Below are 18,832 nucleotides of genomic sequence, written 5' to 3' on the forward strand. Positions count from 1 at the left end.
TTTGCTATTTTCGACGAAAGCAATCCATTATTTTTGTGCAAGATCACAAATTCCTGTTTTCATTGACCTTGCGGAAGTCTCTTGGAGTCATGCCGAATTTCCGCTTAAAGACGCGGTTGAAGTAGGACATGTTATCAATACCGACCTCCTGGGCTATGGACAGAACGGAGGCCTCGGATGCCACAAGCATGCGGGATGCCATGGTCAGTCGGTAGTCGTTGAGGTAGTCAATGAAACTCTGTCCCATGTTTTGTTTGAAGTATTTCATAAAATGGGAAGCGCTGAAACCGCTGACCTCCGCCATATCGGCGATCGTGATCTTTTCCATATAATGCAGTTCCACATATTTTAAGACCAGTTTCATTTCCTCATGGGGTCTGCTGTTCTTGACCCTGCCCCGTTGCCCACTGGTCTGACACAAATGATATATCAGAAGATAGAGCCTGCTTTTGAGCAAAAGTTCATAGCCCTCCACAGGCTCTTTACAAATGCTGTCGCAGCCATCTAAAACCTCTTTGATCTCCCAGTAACCGGGAACTCCCTCCCCATAAAAGGCAGGAATGACGATCTTCATCTGAAAAAGGGGATTAAAAAAGTCCTGTCTTAAGCCATCGTCCTTTTTTCCATATAAGATTTCCGGGCGAAAGAGGATATTTTCGTACTCGACACTTTCCCCCGGCACAGAACGGATGCCATGCAGTTGCCCCGGCAGGACTACGACAAACTCTCCTCCGCTCACGATCCTCTCATCAAATTCTACGGAGACCATGCCCCGCCCTTTCTTTATATAGATGATCTCCATCTCGTCATGCCAATGCATGGGCACCTCGCTAAAATCCAGCGGCATGGAGCACAAATAGGTATTATATGGAAAAGTCTGTCGGCTGTGTTCTTTTCGTTCATGATAGTTTTCGTATTCTTTTATATCCATTTTCTGCCTCTTTTCCTGTTCTTTGTTTTTCTAATGATAGGATTGTACTACTTTTTGCTATGATATGACAAGACCAGGGTCATCATAGCCTATATACTGGAAGCATAAAAAGAATGTGTAATTTAGGAGGTTTTTATGGATGCATTAGAAATCAAGGTCAAGGATACCTTTGGCACGGATCCGGGACATGTCACAAACGAGCAGATATATGTTGCTCTTTTAGAACTGGTAAAGGAAGAAGCCGAAAAAAAGGTGACCACCGAGGGCAAGAAGAAACTCTACTATATTTCTGCTGAGTTTCTTATCGGAAAACTCCTCTCCAACAACCTGATCAACCTGGGGCTCTACGACGAGGTGGAAGCCTGCCTGCAAAAATACGGAAAGACCATGGCAGAGATCGAGACCATCGAGCCGGAACCATCTCTTGGAAACGGTGGACTTGGTCGTCTGGCTGCCTGCTTTTTGGATTCCATCGCTACACTTGGCTTAAACGGCGACGGTGTCGGCTTGAACTATCATTTCGGGCTTTTCAAGCAGGTATTTGAAAACAATCTGCAGCAGGAAACGCCAAACCCTTGGATTGAAAACAAGAACTGGCTGACCAAGACCAAGCGGACTTATGACATCGAATTTGGCGGTCTGACGCTGACTTCCTGCATGTATGATATCGACGTTGTCGGCTATATGGGAAGAACAACGAAACTGCATTTATTTGACATTGATTCTGTCGATGAATCACTGGTAAAAGAGGGCATTGATTTTGACAAAACGGACATTGCCAAAAACCTGACCCTATTCTTATACCCGGATGATTCGGACGAGGATGGTCGTATTCTTCGTGTTTACCAGCAATATTTCATGGTCAGCAATGCCGCTCATCTGATCTTGGACGAAGCCTTAGAGCGCGGCAGCAACCTGCATGATCTGGCAGATTATGCAACCATCCAGATCAACGATACCCACCCAAGCATGGTGATCCCGGAACTCATCCGCCTTTTAATGCAAAAGGGAATCCGCATGGAAGAAGCGATCGAGATCGTGACAAAGACCTGTGCTTATACCAACCATACCATCCTTGCAGAAGCACTGGAAAAATGGCCGATCCACTACTTACAGAAAGCCGTACCGCAACTGCTTCCGATCATTTACGAATTGAACAACAAAGTAAATGATACTTTCCACGATCCAAGCGTTGCCATCATCGATGCGGAAGACCGCGTACACATGGCACACATGGATATCCATTATGGCTATTCCGTCAACGGCGTTGCCTACCTGCACACCGAGATCTTGAAGAACAGCGAACTCAACAACTTCTACAAGATCTATCCGGAAAAATTCAACAATAAGACCAACGGCATCACTTTCCGCAGATGGCTGCTCCACTGCAACCATCCGCTTGCCGATCTTTTGACCGAACTGATCGGAGACGGCTACAAGAAAGATGCGACCGAGTTGGAAAAATTATCTGCCTATGCCGATGATACTGCGGTACTGGAGAAACTGCTTGCCGTAAAACAGGGCAAGAAAGAAGAACTTGCGTCTTATCTAAAACAGACACAAAACATTGCCATTAACCCGGATTCTGTCTTTGACATCCAGATCAAGCGTCTGCATGAATACAAGAGACAGCAGATGAACGCCCTCTATGTGATCGATAAATATTTTGAGATCAAGGAAGGCAAACTGCCAAAGCGTCCGATCACAGTCATCTTTGGTGCCAAGGCTGCTCCGGCTTATGTCATTGCAAAAGACATTATCCATGTCATCCTCTGCTTACAGGAGATCATTGCCAATGACCCGGAGGTATCTCCATACCTGTCCGTTGTCATGGTAGAAAACTACAATGTCACACTTGCTGAAAAACTGATTCCGGCAGCAGATATCCACGAGCAGATATCACTTGCTTCCAAGGAAGCATCCGGTACCTCCAACATGAAGTTCATGTTAAACGGTGCCATTGCGATCGGAACCGAAGACGGTGCCAACGTGGAAATGCATGAATTTGTCGGAGACAACAACATCTATATCTTTGGCGAATCCTCAGACGAGGTCATCGCCCATTATGAGAAGGCTGACTATGTTTCCAGAGATTACTATGAGAAAGATCCTGCCATCAAGCGTGCCATCGACTTTTTGATCAGCGATACCATGCTTGCGGTCGGACAAAAAGAAAACTTAGAACGTCTTTACCATGAACTTTTGAACAAGGACTGGTTCATGACCTTACCGGATTTTGAAGATTACAAGGCGACCAAGGAACGTATCTATGCGGATTATGAAGACCGCATGACCTGGGCGAAGAAGATGCTGATCAATATCAGCAAAGCCGGCTTCTTCTCATCCGATCGAACCATCGCCCAGTATAATGAAGACATCTGGCATTTATCTTAAGACGCGCTCCATCAGGTCTTCCAAGTCCTGATAAGTGTTGACCTCATTGATCATACCACGTAAGCGTGCGGAATTGTGGTAACCACTGGTGTACCACGCCGCATGCTTGCGAAATTCTCGTATTCCATACAATTCATCCCCTTTAAAGGCGATCTGCATCTTCGCATGCCGAAGCATGGTAGCCACCACAACATCGATCGGCGGCTTTCCTATCATTTCCCCTGTCTCAAAATAATGCAGAATCTGATGAAAGATCCAAGGATTGCCCTGCGCACCACGGCCAATCATAAAGCCATCACATCCGGTCTGCTCTTTCATGGCGATCACATCTTTGGCATCCAGAAGATCTCCATTTCCTATGACCGGAATGGATACGGCATCTTTGACTTGGGCGATAATGTCCCAATCGGCTTTGCCGGAATAATACTGTTCTCTTGTCCTGCCATGTACGGCAATGGCTGCCACACCGGCATCTTCCGCAATCTTTGCCATTTCCACGGCATTGACATGGGCATCGTCAAAACCTTTGCGGATCTTGACTGTGACCGGCTTTTGAATGGCTTTTACCGTTTTTCGCATGATCTGCCCTGCCAGTTTGGGATTTTTCATCAGTGCGGAGCCGTCGCCGTTATTAACGACTTTTGGCACAGGACAGCCCATATTGATATCTAAGATATCAAAAGGACGGTCTTCGATCCGCTTGGCCATCTCGCTGATGCAATCCGGGTCCGAGCCAAATAACTGTAAGGAGACCGGCCGCTCATTTTCCTCAATCTCCAGCAGTTGATATGTGTTTTTATTGTTGTACTGTAAGGCCTTGGCGCTGACCATTTCCATGCAGATCAGCCCTGCACCCTGTTCTTTGCATAAAGTACGAAATGGCAGGTCTGTCACGCCTGCCATGGGTGCTAAGACCAGATTATTTTCCAGTCTTACCTTTCCTATTTGAAGTCCTTGTAATGTCGACTTGTCCATGCTTTTCCCCTATCTAACGATCTGCCCCGCGGTTTTTCATCTCTTTTTCGTAGATCAGACGCAGTCCCTGCAAGGTCAGTTCCGGATCATAGATATTGATACAATCCGTTTCCTTGGAGATCAGATTGCCCAGCCCACCGGTCGCTACGACCTTGATATCCTCGTAGCCGGATTCTGCGATCATATGTTTTACGATATATTCCGTCTGACCGATCTGTCCATAAACCAGGCCCGCCTGCATGGAGGAAATCGTCTCCTTTGCCAGGATATGCTCCGGTTTGCGGATCTCGATCTCCGGTAGTTTTGCCGTCTTTGACCAGAGTGCCTCTGCGGATGTACGGATGCCCGGCGCGATCACACCGGATACATATGCCCCCTCTGCACTGACCAGATCATAGGTGGTCGCCGTACCATAATCAATGACGATCGCCGGTCCGCCATACAAGCCCAGTGCGCCTGCGGCATTGACAATACGATCTGCTCCGATCTGACGCGGATTTTCCGTGATGATCTTGACCCCGGTACGCACGCCCGGCTCCACTAAGATCGGATGCACCTCAAAATACTTGATGATGCCGCTGGTCAGGGAGTGCATGATCTTTGGCACTACGCTGGCAATGATGGCATCGCTTATGTCCTGCTTTTCTATATCATTGTAGCGCAGGATCTCCCCGATCGCCGTCCCGAACTCATCGGAAGTACGTGTCATGCCTGTTGTCAGACGAAAATTTCCCACTAACTTCTGTTTGTCAAAAATACCCACGGTAATATTTGTATTTCCTACATCAATCGTCATTAACATCTTATCTTCTCCTACTCCTCGCCTTCGTATGCCTCTCCCAGATAAAAGACACGATAGTACATTTCCAGCGATTCAAACAATTCTTCCTTTTCTCTCTGCAACTGCTTGATCTTTAAAACGCTACCAATCTCATCATAGAGGATATCATCCTCCTCTGTCTGTGTGCGCAACTGCAGGGAGCCGTCCTCATCAAAGACAACCTGCAGGACACCTCCGACATCTGCCGTAAAGAGCACGCACATAATGTGCAACTCGTCCTGTATCCCCTGTGGCAGAGAAGAAAACTGCTCATTAAAGTAATATTTTTTATTGTAGGAACTTGCCCCACAAAGTACGATTTCGTCATTCATCTATCGAATGTTCCTTTCTATACATAGCCATAGACACCCCGGACTGAGACCTCGCCGGAATCCACCTGCCGCAGGTCCTCCTTGGTCTCTACCAGAAGTTTGCCCGATTCGTCGATACCACGCGCAATACCTTCCCATTCGCCGTTTGGATCCAGTACACGCACCTTGGCATTGCGGTTGATCAGAAAACGATTGTATTCTTCCATGATGATAGACAGATCTTCTGTCATGCAAAAAGCCTCATACAAAAGGGCAAACTCCTGCCAGATGCGGTAGGTCAGTTCTTTACAGTCGCCCCGCTTTGCCCCAAAAGGATCCTGCTCTTTAAGCGCCATATCCACAGAGATTGCCTTGTCCGCCAATTCCTCGGAAAAAGAAGTCTGATGCACATTGACCCCGATGCCGACTACAACATATTCTGCCTTGCCCTCGCTGGCACTCATCTCTGTCAGAATACCGCAGACCTTTTTGCCATGGATGATGACATCATTGGGCCACTTGATCCAGGTCTCGATACCATAAAGTTCTTCAATGGCGCGTCGCACCGCCACTGCAGCCACCAGAGTAAGACTGCTGAGGTGGTCTATGGCTACCGTCGGTCGCAGCAAAAGCGATGTGGCGATCGAAATGTCCGCCGGTGTCTCCCACTGGTGTCCGCTCCTGCCCCTGCCTGCCGTCTGCTTTCCGGCAGAAATGACAAGCCCTTCCGTCTCGCCGGCTACCGCACGGCGCTTGATCTCATTGTTGGTAGAATCAATACTCTCTAAATACTCATGTCTCATCTGTATCATATGCTGTCTTGCTCTCTTATCCTTTTATTTTAAAGTCGCATACATGATCGCCTTGATGGAATGCATACGGTTTTCTGCCTCGTCAAAAACAACAGACTGCTTGCTTTCAAAGACCTCATCGGTCACTTCCATCTCGGTCAAACCGAATTTTTCATGGATCTCTTTACCGACTGTCGTATCCAGATCATGGAAAGCCGGCAGGCAATGCATAAAGATGGCTGTGTCCTTGGCATAGGAAAGTGCCTTGGCATTGACCTGATATGGAAGCAGGTCATGGATACGTTCTTCCCAGACCTCGGTCGGCTCGCCCATAGAAACCCACACATCCGTATAGATCACGTCAGCATCCTTACAGCCTTCTGCCACATCCTCTGTCAAAGTGATGGATGCCCCTGTCTTTTCTGCAATGGCACGGCACTCTGAGACCAATGCCTCATTCGGGAAATACTTTTTATTGGTGCATGCAACAAAATCCATGCCCAGTTTTGCACAGGTCACCATAAGGGAATTGCCCATGTTGTAGCGGGCATCGCCCATATAAACAAACTTGATCCCATCCAACTTGCCAAACTTTTCCTCAATGGTCAGCATATCTGCGATCATCTGTGTCGGATGAAATTCATTGGTCAGTCCATTCCATACCGGAACACCTGCATACTCTGCCAGCTGCTCTACGATCTCCTGCCCATATCCGCGATACTCAATACCGTCAAACATCCTGCCGAGTACTCTTGCCGTATCTTTGATGCTCTCCTTCTTACCGATCTGGGAGCCGGACGGATCCAGATAAGTCACATGCATACCCAGATCATGCGCTGCCACCTCAAAAGAGCAACGGGTTCTGGTGCTGGTCTTTTCAAAGATCAAGGCAATATTCTTGCCCTTTAATTCATCATGCGCGATCCCCTTTTTCTTCTTGTCCTTCAATTCTTTTGAAAGATTAATGAGATAACGGATCTCCTCCGGGCTATAATCTAAAAGTTTCAAAAAATTTCTGCCTGACAGATTCATATGTATCGATCTCCTTTATCCTAATTTTTACCCACTTTTTTCTCATTGTATTATATTTCCTTTTTCCCTCTTGTGCAAGGAAAAAAGAAAAGGCAGCCGCGCCTGCGACCGCCTCTTTTCATTTCCGATAGAAAATGTTCTACTCTTCCTTTGCCACTTCTGTGATGGACTTGACCAGACCTGCCATTCCCTGGATCTCAGACGGAATGATGATCTTGGTTGCCTTGCCATCTGCTGCCTTGGCAAATGCCTCTAAACTCTTTAACTGTAAAACAGCATCATCCGCAGCGGCTTCCTTTAAGAAACGCAGACCGTCTGCATTCGCCTGCTGGACTTTGAGAATGGCTTCTGCCTGACCTTCTGCCTCGCGAATGGTTGCTTCCTTGACAGCCTCTGCCTTTAAGATCTGTGCCTGCTTCTCTGCCTCAGCGTCGAGAATGGCAGACTCTTTTTTACCTTCGGCGATCAGGATGGTTGACTTCTTCTCACCTTCCGCGATCAGGATAGCTTCTCTTCGCTCACGCTCTGCCTTCATCTGTTTTTCCATGGCATCACGGATGGCCGCCGGTGGAATGATGTTCTTTAACTCAACACGGTTGACCTTGATACCCCATGGGTCTGTTGCAACGTCCAGGGCAGAACGCATCTTTGTGTTGATGGTCTCTCTGGATGTCAATGTCTCGTCGAGTTCCAGATCACCAATGATATTACGCAGTGTCGTCGCTGTCAGATTTTCGATCGCCATGATCGGATTTTCAACACCATAGCAATACAACTTTGGATCTGTGATCTGATAATATACGACCGTGTCGATCTGCATTGTAACATTATCCTTGGTGATAACAGGCTGTGGCGGGAAATCAACTACTTGCTCCTTCAAGTTGACATTGCGTGCCACACGATCAATAAACGGCACCTTGAAGTGGAGTCCTACCGGCCAGGTCGTAAGATAAGCGCCCAAACGCTCAATAACCATAGCATGTGCCTGCGGTACAACCTTGACGCAAGAAATAACCAGCAACAAGATCACCACGACTAAAATGATAACTACTACCATAAACTACCTCCCATATGCATTTTATTCTTTGCTACCATCTTATAGTACCCTATCTGTGCTAATAGCGCAACAAATTTGCGATTATGTCTACTATTCTACTGTATGATAAATTGTCATAGCAAATCCTGCCTGCTTCTTGCTGGCGTACATTGCCTGATCCGCCTCCTGATACAGGCGATCGAAACTCATCTGCTCTTTCTGACGATAGAAGGATGCGCCAAGACTTAATTTGTAATCTCTCCTCCAAAGTCCGGATATAGGACAAAACAATGACAAAATCCCTTTCCAACATGATTCCATGTTAAAAAGGGATTTTTGCTTTGCATATTTTAATTTAGAAAAATACGTGATTGCCGATCACAACGCCGCCGCGTCCACTGCTGACCGGTCTAAAACTCAATGCTCCGCCTGTGTTGTCCGTTCCTGCAAGGGCTGCCTGCGCTGCCTGCATACAGGATGCCTTTGGACCACTTGCCGCTACGGATGCTACAGATCCGCTCGCTGCCGGTGTAAACTGTCCGCTCTGATATACAACACCGTAAACAGAACTTGGATAACCACCGCTGCGGACACGGTTACATACCACCGCACCAACGGCTACCTGACCTTCATAGCATTCATTGCCTGCCTCACACTGGATCAGGGCTGCTAAAAGTGTCGTATCATCATAAGATGCTGCCACTGCCTGATTCTGTACGGTCACAGCGCGTGCCTTTGCTGCCGCTGCTTCTTCTGCAGCTTTGGCTGCTGCAATGGCTGCCTGTTCTTCTTCGATCGTAATGGCTGTTCCATAATCAATGCTGACATCCACATAATCACTGCTGACATATCCGGTACCAGCCTTGGTGCTTACGGACACCCAGCCATCTACCGGCGTAGCCTGCGTATCTACTTCCAGCGAATCGCCTACCGCCATCACGGTATAGATCGCACTCTCAGCACTTGCCTCGCTACGGACGCGGATACCGCCTTCCTTTGCCTTTGCATAGGTCTTGCAGACGCTTTCTGCCAGTGCATGTGCATCATCACCGGTAAGACAATACTCACCGAGCACATAGCCATTCACATTGCCGGATGTGATCTGATACCAGTCGCCCTCCGTCGCTGTAACCTCTGCCACATCGCCCTTATACATCTTACCGACAATGTCAGAATCTGTACTTGCGGTTGCTCTCACATACAAGAACTCATCCACATTTGCCATCAGGCGATCCTGCCACTCAGGATATGCGACCTGTGCCTGCTCATTTGCGGAAGCAACTACGGTTACCTGAGAACCTACGACATTGGCAGTCGCATACGCACCTGCTTCCATCGTACTTACTGCCTGGACAATACCGGCGGTACGATAGCCGCTCACAGTGTCTGTCGCTTCTTTGGGCTGACTAAGTACGGTAGTCGTACTCATCGCCGTCACTGCCAAAGCAACCACTGTTCCCTGCGCAACGCGCTTCTTCCAATTATAATTCATATAAATAATTCCTCCATATTCATGTAATACTATCTATATATCAAGTATTGCATTTCTATGATACTTTATACAAAATTTGTTACATTTGTTACAAATTTATTACAAATTATAACAAAGTCGCCTCACTTTGTCAAGTTTTGTTCATTTTTCATCCCAAAAGGTTTCCCAGCATCTCCTGTAAAAGGGCTTCCTGCTCCGCAGGTGTCATGGCATCCGTTTCCTCTTTCTTCTCTCTTATGATGGGATCTTCCCCTGTCGCCCAAGGCTTTTTTTCTGCCGCCTCGCCTGTCTCCTCATAGTCTCCCAGCACATCCTGCACATATACTTGGATCTGTCCTGCCGCCTGCTCACACTTTTTTGCAAAACGTGAAAAGCGAATGATAAAGATCAGCAAAAGCAGGACCAGTAAAGCCAAAAGTCCCAACCCGATCCAGCCCTCTGCTCCCGCTAATTTTTCCAGCCATGTCATATCCACCTATTCTTCCTCCTCTTGCTTTTCTTCCTATATAAAATGGTACAAGCCTTTGTCTGCAAAAAATGACGTAAAAAGTAGACAGTCACCATCTTGACAATTAGCAAAAGCAAGGTAAGATTGATATAGATTAGAATAAAGGAGTTTTTTATGAAAAAAATAGTTATGACAGGTGGCGGTACCGCAGGACATGTAACGCCCAATATTGCTCTGTTTGATTCTTTACAAAAAGATGGATATGAGATCCATTATATCGGTTCCTACGAAGGTATTGAAAAAGGATTGATCGAGGATAAGAAGATCCCTTACTATGGTATCAGTTCCGGCAAGTTCCGCCGTTATCGTTCCTGGAAAAACCTGACCGATCCTTTCCGTGTGCTTCACGGCTTCTTTCAGGCAAGACGCCTGCTGGGAAGGATCCGTCCCAATGTTGTCTTTTCCAAAGGTGGTTTTGTCTCTGTGCCGGTCGTTATGGCAGCCAAGACAAGACATATCCCGGTCATCATCCATGAATCCGACCTGACCCCGGGTCTGGCAAACAAACTTGCGATGCCATCAGCTACCAAGGTATGCTGCAATTTCCCGGAAACACTGCCTTATCTGCCAAAAGAAAAAGCCGTCCTTACCGGATCTCCGATCCGTCAGGAACTTTTACACGGCAATAAGCAGGCAGCCAAAGATTTCTGCGGATTTACCGGCGACCTGCCTATCCTCATGGTCATGGGCGGCAGCATCGGATCCGTCTATATCAACAATGCCATCCGTGGATGCATTGATACCCTGCTGACCAAATACCAGATCATCCATCTGTGCGGCAAGGGAAATATCGATGAGTCCCTCAAGGATAAAAAAGGATATGCACAGTTTGAATATATCAGTGAGAACCTCCCGGATCTTTTTGCAGCCGCGGACCTCGTTGTTGCAAGAGCCGGTGCCAATTCCATCTGTGAACTTCTGGCACTACATAAACCAAACATCCTGATCCCACTATCCAGAAATGCCAGCCGTGGCGATCAGATCTTAAATGCCAATTCCTTTGCAAAGCAGGGCTTTTCTGCGGTACTTGAGGAAGAAGAAGTCACATCCGAAAAACTTATGGCAACCATTGATGATGTCATGGCACATCGCAGCAAATATATCGATGCTATGAAAAACAGCGGGCAAATGAACGCGATTGAGACCATTATGGGCTTGATCGAGGAAGTCAGCCGCTAAATCCCAAAATCAGAAAATTATCTATTATATAAAAAGATGTCTCTACAAGATGGGAAGTCTCTTTCCCATGCCGTAGAAACATCTTTTCTTTTTGCCTTATCTACTACTACATCCGGATCTGGTCGCGAATCTTATCCAACTCCTCAGCACTAAACTCACTGTGGCTCCATGTGACATCCTTTGCATTGCCGCCTTCGTAGCGCGGAATCACATGCATATGAAAGTGATGCACTGTCTGTCCTGCGGCTTCCCCATTGTTCTGCACAAGATTAATGCCATCGCAGTGCAGAGTCTTTTTTAAATGCGCTGCCACTTTTTTTGCGGTCGGAAGCACCTTAGCCGCCACCTCATCCGGCATTTCAAATACATTGGCATAATGATCTTTTGGCAGGATCAGGCAATGTCCCTTGGTTGCAGGCTCCGCATCCATGATAACCTGAAAATCCGCATCCTCAAAAACTACTCTGGATGGAATGTCTCCATTTAAAATCTTACAAAAAATACAGTTGTCGTCTCTCATTTTCGCATCTCCTTTATCTACTACTTACTTGTCCTGTGTAAAAGTAAAAATATCATCTAACATACGAAGTGTCTTGAAGTTACCCTTGGTCGTCAGATCTCCCACACTAAAGGCTCTCTGGAATGTCATCTGCCCACGCACCAGTTGATCCATGATCTCCTGCGGCACTTTTAAGTACACATCAATCTCCTCTTCCTGTCCATAATGGCAGACGATCTCATCGCCATCCACACCAACAAACAAAGGCTTTTTCTTACCGCCGATCATAAAGAGGTAGCGTGCCGAGAAATCCGGCTGCGGTGCAAAATGTGACTGAAATTCCATGATATACTCGGTTGCTGACTCCTGCGCCTCCTTGCCCATCATACCACGGAACATGCTGGATAACTCCTCAATATCCTGCTTCTGCTTCTTGACATAATTGTCATCTGACACATATTGTGATAACTGCTCGCTCTCCTGCGGGGTCAGTTCTAATTGCTGGGTACGAAGAATACTTCTTGTGACTGCCTGATTACTGGTCGGAAGCCCTTTGGACTTCTGCGAGATCGTGCGGTAAAGGTTTTCTGCCTTCTTCTCAATGATGTGGGCATATTCCTGATTGACCTGAAAACTCACGATATCCTCGACATAACCACACAATCCGGCACAAGGCAGACCACCCAGGATCTCCCATGCATTTTCCAAGGTCAAAGCACCTTCACGCTCTCCATAGGTCGTAGACATCACAACCGGCTGCATGTAAATAGAAGAAATACTCTCCTTATCGCCATAGAGCCAGCAGGCATCCAGAAATTGGTTCATATATCCGCCGATCCCCAGCCACTCCACGGTCGTCGCCAGAATAATGCCATCCACATCCTTTAAGGTCTGTGGCAACATGGAAATGGCGTTTTTCTGCTCATATATGTTATACCGATGTACCTCTACCCGAAGTTCTATCAGTACGCTTTCCATTTTTTGAATAACGTAAAGCGTCGGATCGTCCAATACGCCTCGTCCACCATAATAAATATTGACCTTCATAAAAACCTCTGCTCTTACTTATCGCTCATCAATTACTTTTTTATTATAAATAACCTCTTTTTCTTAGTCAAACGCAATCTTTAAACAAACAAATACTCCACATCCGCGAAGGTAACACGATCCATAGGCTCCAGTTTTTTCTTTTGGGTATAAGCCAGCATGACACCATTGACAAATGTGCCATTGGTCGAATTCAGATCCTCAATGTAAAACTCTCTCTCCTGGCGTATGATCCGGGCATGCTGATGGCTGACCGCCGATGAGTGCAACTGCGCCTCATTGCCGGATGCATCCGTACCAATGCGAAAGGTCTTTTCCCTGATGAAAAAATCTTCTTCTCCGCCATTTCCCTGATACAATAATTGTCCCTGACAGGATGCCGCTTTTTCATGCAGAAGAACCGTTCGTTCCACCGGGATCGGCTCCGGTTCTATGAGAACATCCTTCTTTCCACCGTGTACTTCCCGATTCTGTGCAAACCAGGACAGGATCAATTCCTTGATGTGTTGCCCCTTTGCCCGGATAGTCTGCAGAATTTTCTCGTAACTGCTTTCGTAATAGACAGATTCCTCCGGCACCATCCTCTCCTTTTCTTCTACCATAGGGGGCACATCTTCATTATACGAGGGAATTTCCGACTCCTCGTAAGCAATCGTTGATTTTTCCTCTATATAGCGCATGCCCTCCATTTGTTCTTGCAGATAATGCAAAAGGTCATATAAGGTCGTTCCATCCTGTAAAGTCATATCATACATTTCATAACAGGTGCGCATCAGATCATCTGTCCCATGATCCACGATCGTCAGGACATATTCCATCAGGGCAGCAAACGGATTTTCATCAAAGTTTTCAAAAGGACAATAACAGAGAAAAACCCGAAACTGTCCCTGTCTTGCCACATAGACAGTCTCCGGGCACAGATACACCTTGTCCTCGTGCAAAAGATATTTATGGATCTCCTCATACGCCATTGCCAGATATAAAAAGACCTCCTCCATACTCTCATAAGTCACTTCTTTTTGTTGCAGATAGTCTTTTAGCGATTGTTTGCCGGAAATGTCGTACCAGAATTGTATTCTGCCGTTCATTTCCATGGTATAAAAAGACAAGAGCGACCGGATCTCATTTTCCTTCAACATCTGTTCTTCATAATCCGATACATACTCCTCTGTTGAAATGATCATATAACTTTCTTTATGTGTTCTTTTATAACTAATCTCCATTTCTCATCCTCCCCTACCTGCCAACGCTCTGCATCAGCAATTTTGCTTTCCGAAAAGATGTGACCACATCCATTTCACACACTGTATCTCTGGCAAATACCAGTGCCTCATGATAAACCTCGTATCCCAAAAGGATCAGCATACAGACGATGCCCAGACAGATTGCCATTACCCAGGAGGCTTCCACCGTATAAGATGCCGCCAGCCACATTCTGGGGCGTTTCACCCTTTCACTTACCATTCCTTGCTCCCCGCTTTCAAATATTTGCCGCTGTCGCGCCCAGAATCAAAAACAAGAGATATGCGACCAGTAAAAATGGCACAAAAGGCAGGCTCTCATCCTTCTTCTTTCCAAAAAAGATACAGACCACGATGCCAAAGATCGCCGCCATGATAGATGCCATCCAAAGCACCGTCATATTGTCCCAAAATCCCAGATAGACGCCCATGGATGTCACCAGAAAGGCATCCCCTTTCCCTACTTTTCCGTGTGAAAAAATACTGAGCAGATACAGCACAATGCCAACCAGCATACCGCCGCACATATCCAGCGCGGTCTGCTTGCCATCATAAAAATGCAGCAAAACACCTAAGATCCCAAATGCACTGATCACAACCAGATGGATCTGCCGTTTCCACAGATCCTCCACACTACAGATACTAAGCATCCCTACCAATCCCATAACTTTCATACTTCTCCCCCTTTGCTACTTTCCCATACTGCATTTACTACATCCTGCCAGCATGAGAACATCTTCCTTACGCTTACGATAAATTGTCCGTTTCAATCCACCACAAGACAATTTGCTGTGATAACTGTCCCCATAGTCGGTAATATACACAGTTCCCTCTTTCTTTTTTCCACTCTTGCAACTGCGACATATCTTATAACGATTACCACTTGTATTTCTGTATGCATCCAGTTCTTTGACAGCCACCGCATGAATCGATGGATGCAGGTAGGTGCAGTCATACCGCTCGTGATAAACACTGCCTTCTTTTGTTACATAGACATAGCCATGACCATCCCCATCTTCCTCCGGGTCCCAACCGATCCACTTTCGCCAACTTGTCTTAGACTCCATGTTCCAGTGGTAAGTCCCAAAGATCCGTATAGGAAAGGTGATCCCATACTCTGCCACCAGTGTGATATAGTTATCTTCTACGGACGACTTATCATAAGAGATCCCTAAAATTCCCCCTCGGATATAAGATGTCGGTGTACCGATCATTTTCATTCTGGCATTGCACGCCAGCACCAGTCCCGACAGCCCGACCGCATCCTGCTCTCCGCAGATTGCTGTCTTCCCGGCGACTTCTTCCATACTGCGGTTCACACCGATCTGTACCATGGCAATGCGAAGAAAAAACAGAATGAAAATACATGCACTGATCATAAGTGGCAGGATCAGCGCCGCCTCGATCGTGTAACTTCCTTGATAGGAGATGCAAAAGGGTGTCTCTTTATTTGGATTAAGGTCTGAAGAAAAGAATAACTTTTTTCTGCTATTTTGAAGAGATTTCATACTAGATTGATTTTGAATAAAAGGTTCGTTACTCTGGATTGCTTCCGCCGCAACACGGAAACACATTTGAGAAAGAGACACCCTTTTACACCTCCTTTCCTGTTTAGTAATATAAAGTTTCCTGACATTCGGATCTGTATAGATCTACCCAGAGGGGCTGCATGGGCAGGAAGGCATCAAAGAGACCCTGACCTGTAAAAGAGCAGGAAATATCCATGGTATAGACCATATGATCCATTTTGACATAGGCATAATCCTCCTGCTGCTGCATGGAGGCTTCCATCAGATCCATACAGCCATACGCCAATTTCTTCTGCGGCAAAAGGGCAAGCAGGGCAAATAAATACTCCTGATAACCAATCCCCTTTTGCACCGACGTATCTTCCCCTCCATCCAATGCCGTCTGCAAAACCCCCAACTGGCTTTTCCACTGTGCTCTGGTCTTATGCATCGGGATCTTCTTTCCATCCAGCAGGGCACGCAAGTCCAATATACTCTCAACCAATGCCCACACTGCCACAACAGCAACCTGCACTACCTGCACCAGCGCAGGATTGACGCTAGCCCCTGCCAATGCAAGTGCAATCTCATATGCCTGTCCCATCATAGTAGGATCCGTCAGTATGACCTCAGCATTTTGTACTTCCCGCATGGCAAGCAAGCGTAATACGACTGCTTCTAAATTTTCTCGATCACTTGCCTTTCCTGCGATCAAATACTCCACTTCATAAGAAAGCGCACGATCCGCAGACACCTCCCGGTCAAAGTGTGAAAACTCCTGCAAGACATACCAGTCAAAGCATATCCGGTCGTACCCGGAGACTTCTCTCCTCTTTTCCCCGCTTCCCTGACACAGCAAGCGTTCTTCCAGCCCTATCGCTGTCGCTAGCGTCTTCTCCGAAACCGCCTGCTCCTTAAGCACCAAGCTCAACAATCCCTGCTCTTTGATCTGTGAAAACAATTCCAGCGGATTTTCCCGGACTTTTTCTACCGGGGTGGAACTCATTTGATCTTCTGCCACCTGTTCATTCCCAGCAGAGCCTTCTTCTGTCTTTTGCTCTTTGGCTACCTCTATCCCCTTTTTCGCCTGCGCAACAATCTGCCCAACATCCGGGACTTCTCTGTCATCCGCCACTTGCCCATACTTGGAATCCCATGTCTCCCAAATGCCCTGTAGGATCTGTTGTCGCGCTACTTCTGCCCCCTGACAGATCAGGGCTGCTCCCTCATCATCTGTCAGCAGTCCATAGGCTGTGACCTCTGCCTGCTCCGGCTCGATCGAAAACAGTTCCAGTCCATGTTCCTTTTCTGATCCCAAGCAATTTTCCCATGCAAAATCCGACAAACGCTTTTCGATATGTGCCAGATCAAAATCCTCTGTTCCATAGCCGACGTCCAATGCCAGGATCCCGTATGTTTTCCATAGATAGGGCTGATATTCCGAAAAAGCATTTGCCATGGCGATTTTTGTCACACTCCTGCTTTCCAGACGCATTTCATAGATACGCAAGGTCTCGACCATAGAAAAAAACAGGCTAAATAAACTCAAAAGGATCATACTGAAAAATATGGTAAGACTCCCCTGTCTCATTTATACTTTTCCTGCTTCCTTGTTGATGGTCTTAAAGATACTGTTTACCAGTTCCGTGATCTGTTTCTTAAAGATCAGCACCAGCCCGATCAGAACCACCAGGATCAGGATCACTTCTACCACACCCACGCCATCTTCTTCCATCAAAAAATCTTTTATCCTCATATACTTTTCTCCTCTTTCTACAAACTTCCCATTGTCATCATGGCTGGCAATAGAAGGATCGTAATGACGATCCCCAGCATCCCCAGCATAGGAAAAAGCAACTTGACGGATGCTTCTTCTCCCGCCTTTCTTGCCTGATTCTTGCGCATCTCATATGCCAGCAGATTTTCTTCTTCCAACTGCTGCACAAGTTTTTCACTGCCCTGCCGCCTGTTCTGTTCCAGCAAAAGTGCCAGTTTCTTGTACTCTTTCAACTCACTCCGCATCCCCATATGCGCGATCGCCTCTCCTTCCTGCACGCCCTCACGCATTTCATAAGAAAAAAGTTTCCATAACTCAAATCCTGCCTGGACTTTCCCTGTCCGCTTCTTTCTTTTTTCATAAGCCTCCGTCATCTTACGGGCGGCTTCCGGCAAGGTGATACCGGCAGATAAAAATAATGCCAGTTCATCTACAACCAAGGGATAATCTTTCTTTCGCTCCCGCCGTATCTTTGCCCTCTGCCTTTCCCTTTCTTTCCTGTCTCCATAGGGCAAAAGAAAACATACAAGCAATCCTAATACGGACAATAGGGCTCCATCCCCATTTCCTGCCTTTTTCCAGTGCAGGGCAATACCTGCCACCTCCTCCGGCAGGACTATGTCCCCGCTCTCTCGGGACTGGTCTCGGATGCTCTTTTGGATCTGGCGCAAAAGCCCCTCTTTGCTGTCCGCAGGACTCGGACACAGGCAAAAGGAAAAATCATAGATCTCCTGATAAGGACCACAGGACAAAAGAACACTTGCCCCCACCAAAGTATCTTCCTCCAACTCCTCGGTCTTTAATTTGCCATCCGCCGACACATAGGTGTAGTCATCAAAACTCCAATCCGCCTCGACCTGACCATCCTGATAAACCTCCGATATCTGCACATCCCTATAGATCTGATCCAGCGATTCGTTTTCTGCCAAAAAAGTCGCATCGATCTCTGCTATGGCATCCTTGATCTTCTTTTCTGCTTCTTTTTGATCCGGCCATTTATCTTCTACCTCAACCTCAAGACTACCGCTGTAAACAGAAGATGAAAGTTCCAGTTCTTCTCTATAAGATCCTTGTCCCATATCCTCCCGCGCCAGCCTTCCGCTAAATCCCCATCCTGCCTCATACCACTGCTGCAGACTGAGCATGAGCCCCATCAGTTCCATGATCCCTAAAAGAAGCACTGCACGCTTATATTTTTCATACCTCTCCTTTCTCTTTTTTCTTTTCCATAAGAGAAACGTCAAAAGACAGATCAGACTTACGATCACTGTCTGCACCATAACCACATACT

Annotated in this window: 21 protein-coding genes; 2 read left to right on the forward strand and 19 right to left on the reverse strand. The window is 46.8% G+C overall.

Going from position 1 to position 18,832, the window contains the following annotated elements:
• Positions 1–43 precede the first annotated feature (43 nt).
• On the reverse strand, positions 44–931 hold the full coding sequence (locus H8R94_RS06165) for an AraC family transcriptional regulator (protein WP_186854161.1): 888 nt from the start codon (positions 929–931) through the stop codon (positions 44–46).
• Between the two features lie 135 nt (positions 932–1,066).
• Here H8R94_RS06165 and H8R94_RS06170 point away from each other — a divergent pair, with 135 nt between their 5' ends.
• Positions 1,067–3,325 carry a glycogen/starch/alpha-glucan phosphorylase gene (locus H8R94_RS06170; RefSeq protein WP_118280445.1) on the forward strand — a complete coding sequence of 753 codons (2,259 nt, stop codon included), beginning with the start codon at positions 1,067–1,069 and terminating at the stop codon, positions 3,323–3,325.
• Here H8R94_RS06170 and dusB read toward each other — a convergent pair.
• The 9 genes from dusB to H8R94_RS06215 all read right to left on the reverse strand — a co-directional run bounded on the left by dusB (position 3,317) and on the right by H8R94_RS06215 (position 10,257).
• Positions 3,317–4,300 carry a tRNA dihydrouridine synthase DusB gene (gene dusB, locus H8R94_RS06175; RefSeq protein WP_186854162.1) on the reverse strand — a complete coding sequence of 328 codons (984 nt, stop codon included), beginning with the start codon at positions 4,298–4,300 and terminating at the stop codon, positions 3,317–3,319. The genes H8R94_RS06170 and dusB overlap by 9 nt on opposite strands.
• 13 nt (positions 4,301–4,313) lie before the next feature.
• A complete protein-coding gene (locus tag H8R94_RS06180) occupies positions 4,314–5,102 on the reverse strand; it encodes a type III pantothenate kinase (RefSeq protein WP_118280447.1) in 789 nt (262 codons plus the stop codon).
• A gap of 11 nt (positions 5,103–5,113) precedes the next feature.
• The gene (locus H8R94_RS06185) at positions 5,114–5,452 is read right to left on the reverse strand and encodes a DUF6145 family protein (RefSeq protein ID WP_118280448.1); all 339 of its coding nucleotides are present in this window, start codon (positions 5,450–5,452) and stop codon (positions 5,114–5,116) included.
• Between the two features lie 17 nt (positions 5,453–5,469).
• Positions 5,470–6,243: a biotin--[acetyl-CoA-carboxylase] ligase gene (locus tag H8R94_RS06190; RefSeq protein ID WP_186854163.1), complete on the reverse strand. Its 774-nt coding sequence runs from the start codon at positions 6,241–6,243 to the stop codon at positions 5,470–5,472.
• Between the two features lie 24 nt (positions 6,244–6,267).
• Entirely contained in the window at positions 6,268–7,254 is a 987-nt protein-coding gene (argF, locus tag H8R94_RS06195; protein WP_186854164.1) for an ornithine carbamoyltransferase, read from the reverse strand.
• Between the two features lie 139 nt (positions 7,255–7,393).
• Positions 7,394–8,311: an SPFH domain-containing protein gene (locus H8R94_RS06200; RefSeq protein WP_178009483.1), complete on the reverse strand. Its 918-nt coding sequence runs from the start codon at positions 8,309–8,311 to the stop codon at positions 7,394–7,396.
• 90 nt (positions 8,312–8,401) lie between these two features.
• Complete coding sequence (locus H8R94_RS06205) at positions 8,402–8,581, reverse strand: diguanylate cyclase (protein ID WP_178009481.1); 180 nt, start codon at positions 8,579–8,581, stop codon at positions 8,402–8,404.
• A gap of 64 nt (positions 8,582–8,645) precedes the next feature.
• Positions 8,646–9,782: a cell wall hydrolase gene (locus H8R94_RS06210; protein WP_186854165.1), complete on the reverse strand. Its 1,137-nt coding sequence runs from the start codon at positions 9,780–9,782 to the stop codon at positions 8,646–8,648.
• Positions 9,783–9,930: 148 nt separating this feature from the next.
• On the reverse strand, positions 9,931–10,257 hold the full coding sequence (locus H8R94_RS06215; protein WP_118280454.1) for a hypothetical protein: 327 nt from the start codon (positions 10,255–10,257) through the stop codon (positions 9,931–9,933).
• A 147-nt stretch (positions 10,258–10,404) separates the two neighbouring features.
• Between H8R94_RS06215 and H8R94_RS06220 the strand changes: the two genes are divergently transcribed.
• Positions 10,405–11,469 carry an undecaprenyldiphospho-muramoylpentapeptide beta-N-acetylglucosaminyltransferase gene (locus H8R94_RS06220; RefSeq protein ID WP_118280455.1) on the forward strand — a complete coding sequence of 355 codons (1,065 nt, stop codon included), beginning with the start codon at positions 10,405–10,407 and terminating at the stop codon, positions 11,467–11,469.
• A gap of 106 nt (positions 11,470–11,575) precedes the next feature.
• Here H8R94_RS06220 and H8R94_RS06225 read toward each other — a convergent pair whose 3' ends face one another.
• The 9 genes from H8R94_RS06225 to H8R94_RS06265 form a co-directional block, all read right to left on the reverse strand.
• Positions 11,576–11,989: an HIT family protein gene (locus tag H8R94_RS06225; RefSeq protein ID WP_118280459.1), complete on the reverse strand. Its 414-nt coding sequence runs from the start codon at positions 11,987–11,989 to the stop codon at positions 11,576–11,578.
• A 24-nt stretch (positions 11,990–12,013) separates the two neighbouring features.
• On the reverse strand, positions 12,014–13,015 hold the full coding sequence (locus H8R94_RS06230; protein ID WP_118280460.1) for an SCP2 sterol-binding domain-containing protein: 1,002 nt from the start codon (positions 13,013–13,015) through the stop codon (positions 12,014–12,016).
• 80 nt (positions 13,016–13,095) lie between these two features.
• Positions 13,096–14,238 (reverse strand): DUF6382 domain-containing protein, encoded by a 1,143-nt coding sequence (locus H8R94_RS06235; RefSeq protein WP_178009473.1) that lies wholly within the window; start codon positions 14,236–14,238, stop codon positions 13,096–13,098.
• 13 nt (positions 14,239–14,251) lie between these two features.
• A complete protein-coding gene (locus tag H8R94_RS06240) occupies positions 14,252–14,479 on the reverse strand; it encodes a hypothetical protein (protein ID WP_147403360.1) in 228 nt (75 codons plus the stop codon).
• 16 nt (positions 14,480–14,495) lie between these two features.
• The gene (locus H8R94_RS06245; RefSeq protein ID WP_186854166.1) at positions 14,496–14,930 is read right to left on the reverse strand and encodes a prepilin peptidase; all 435 of its coding nucleotides are present in this window, start codon (positions 14,928–14,930) and stop codon (positions 14,496–14,498) included.
• A gap of 15 nt (positions 14,931–14,945) precedes the next feature.
• Positions 14,946–15,764, reverse strand: a complete 819-nt coding sequence (locus H8R94_RS06250) for a TadE family protein (protein WP_178009471.1) — start codon at positions 15,762–15,764, stop codon at positions 14,946–14,948.
• A 103-nt stretch (positions 15,765–15,867) separates the two neighbouring features.
• The gene (locus H8R94_RS06255; RefSeq protein ID WP_186854167.1) at positions 15,868–17,355 is read right to left on the reverse strand and encodes a DUF5702 domain-containing protein; all 1,488 of its coding nucleotides are present in this window, start codon (positions 17,353–17,355) and stop codon (positions 15,868–15,870) included.
• Positions 17,356–17,520 carry a Flp1 family type IVb pilin gene (locus H8R94_RS06260; protein ID WP_118280466.1) on the reverse strand — a complete coding sequence of 55 codons (165 nt, stop codon included), beginning with the start codon at positions 17,518–17,520 and terminating at the stop codon, positions 17,356–17,358. It lies immediately after the preceding gene.
• Positions 17,521–17,537: 17 nt separating this feature from the next.
• Complete coding sequence (locus H8R94_RS06265) at positions 17,538–18,821, reverse strand: hypothetical protein (protein WP_186854168.1); 1,284 nt, start codon at positions 18,819–18,821, stop codon at positions 17,538–17,540.
• Positions 18,822–18,832: the final 11 nt, after the last annotated feature.

The sequence above is a fragment of the Roseburia lenta genome, assembly GCF_014287435.1.
GTDB classification, from domain to species: domain Bacteria; phylum Bacillota; class Clostridia; order Lachnospirales; family Lachnospiraceae; genus Pararoseburia; species Pararoseburia lenta.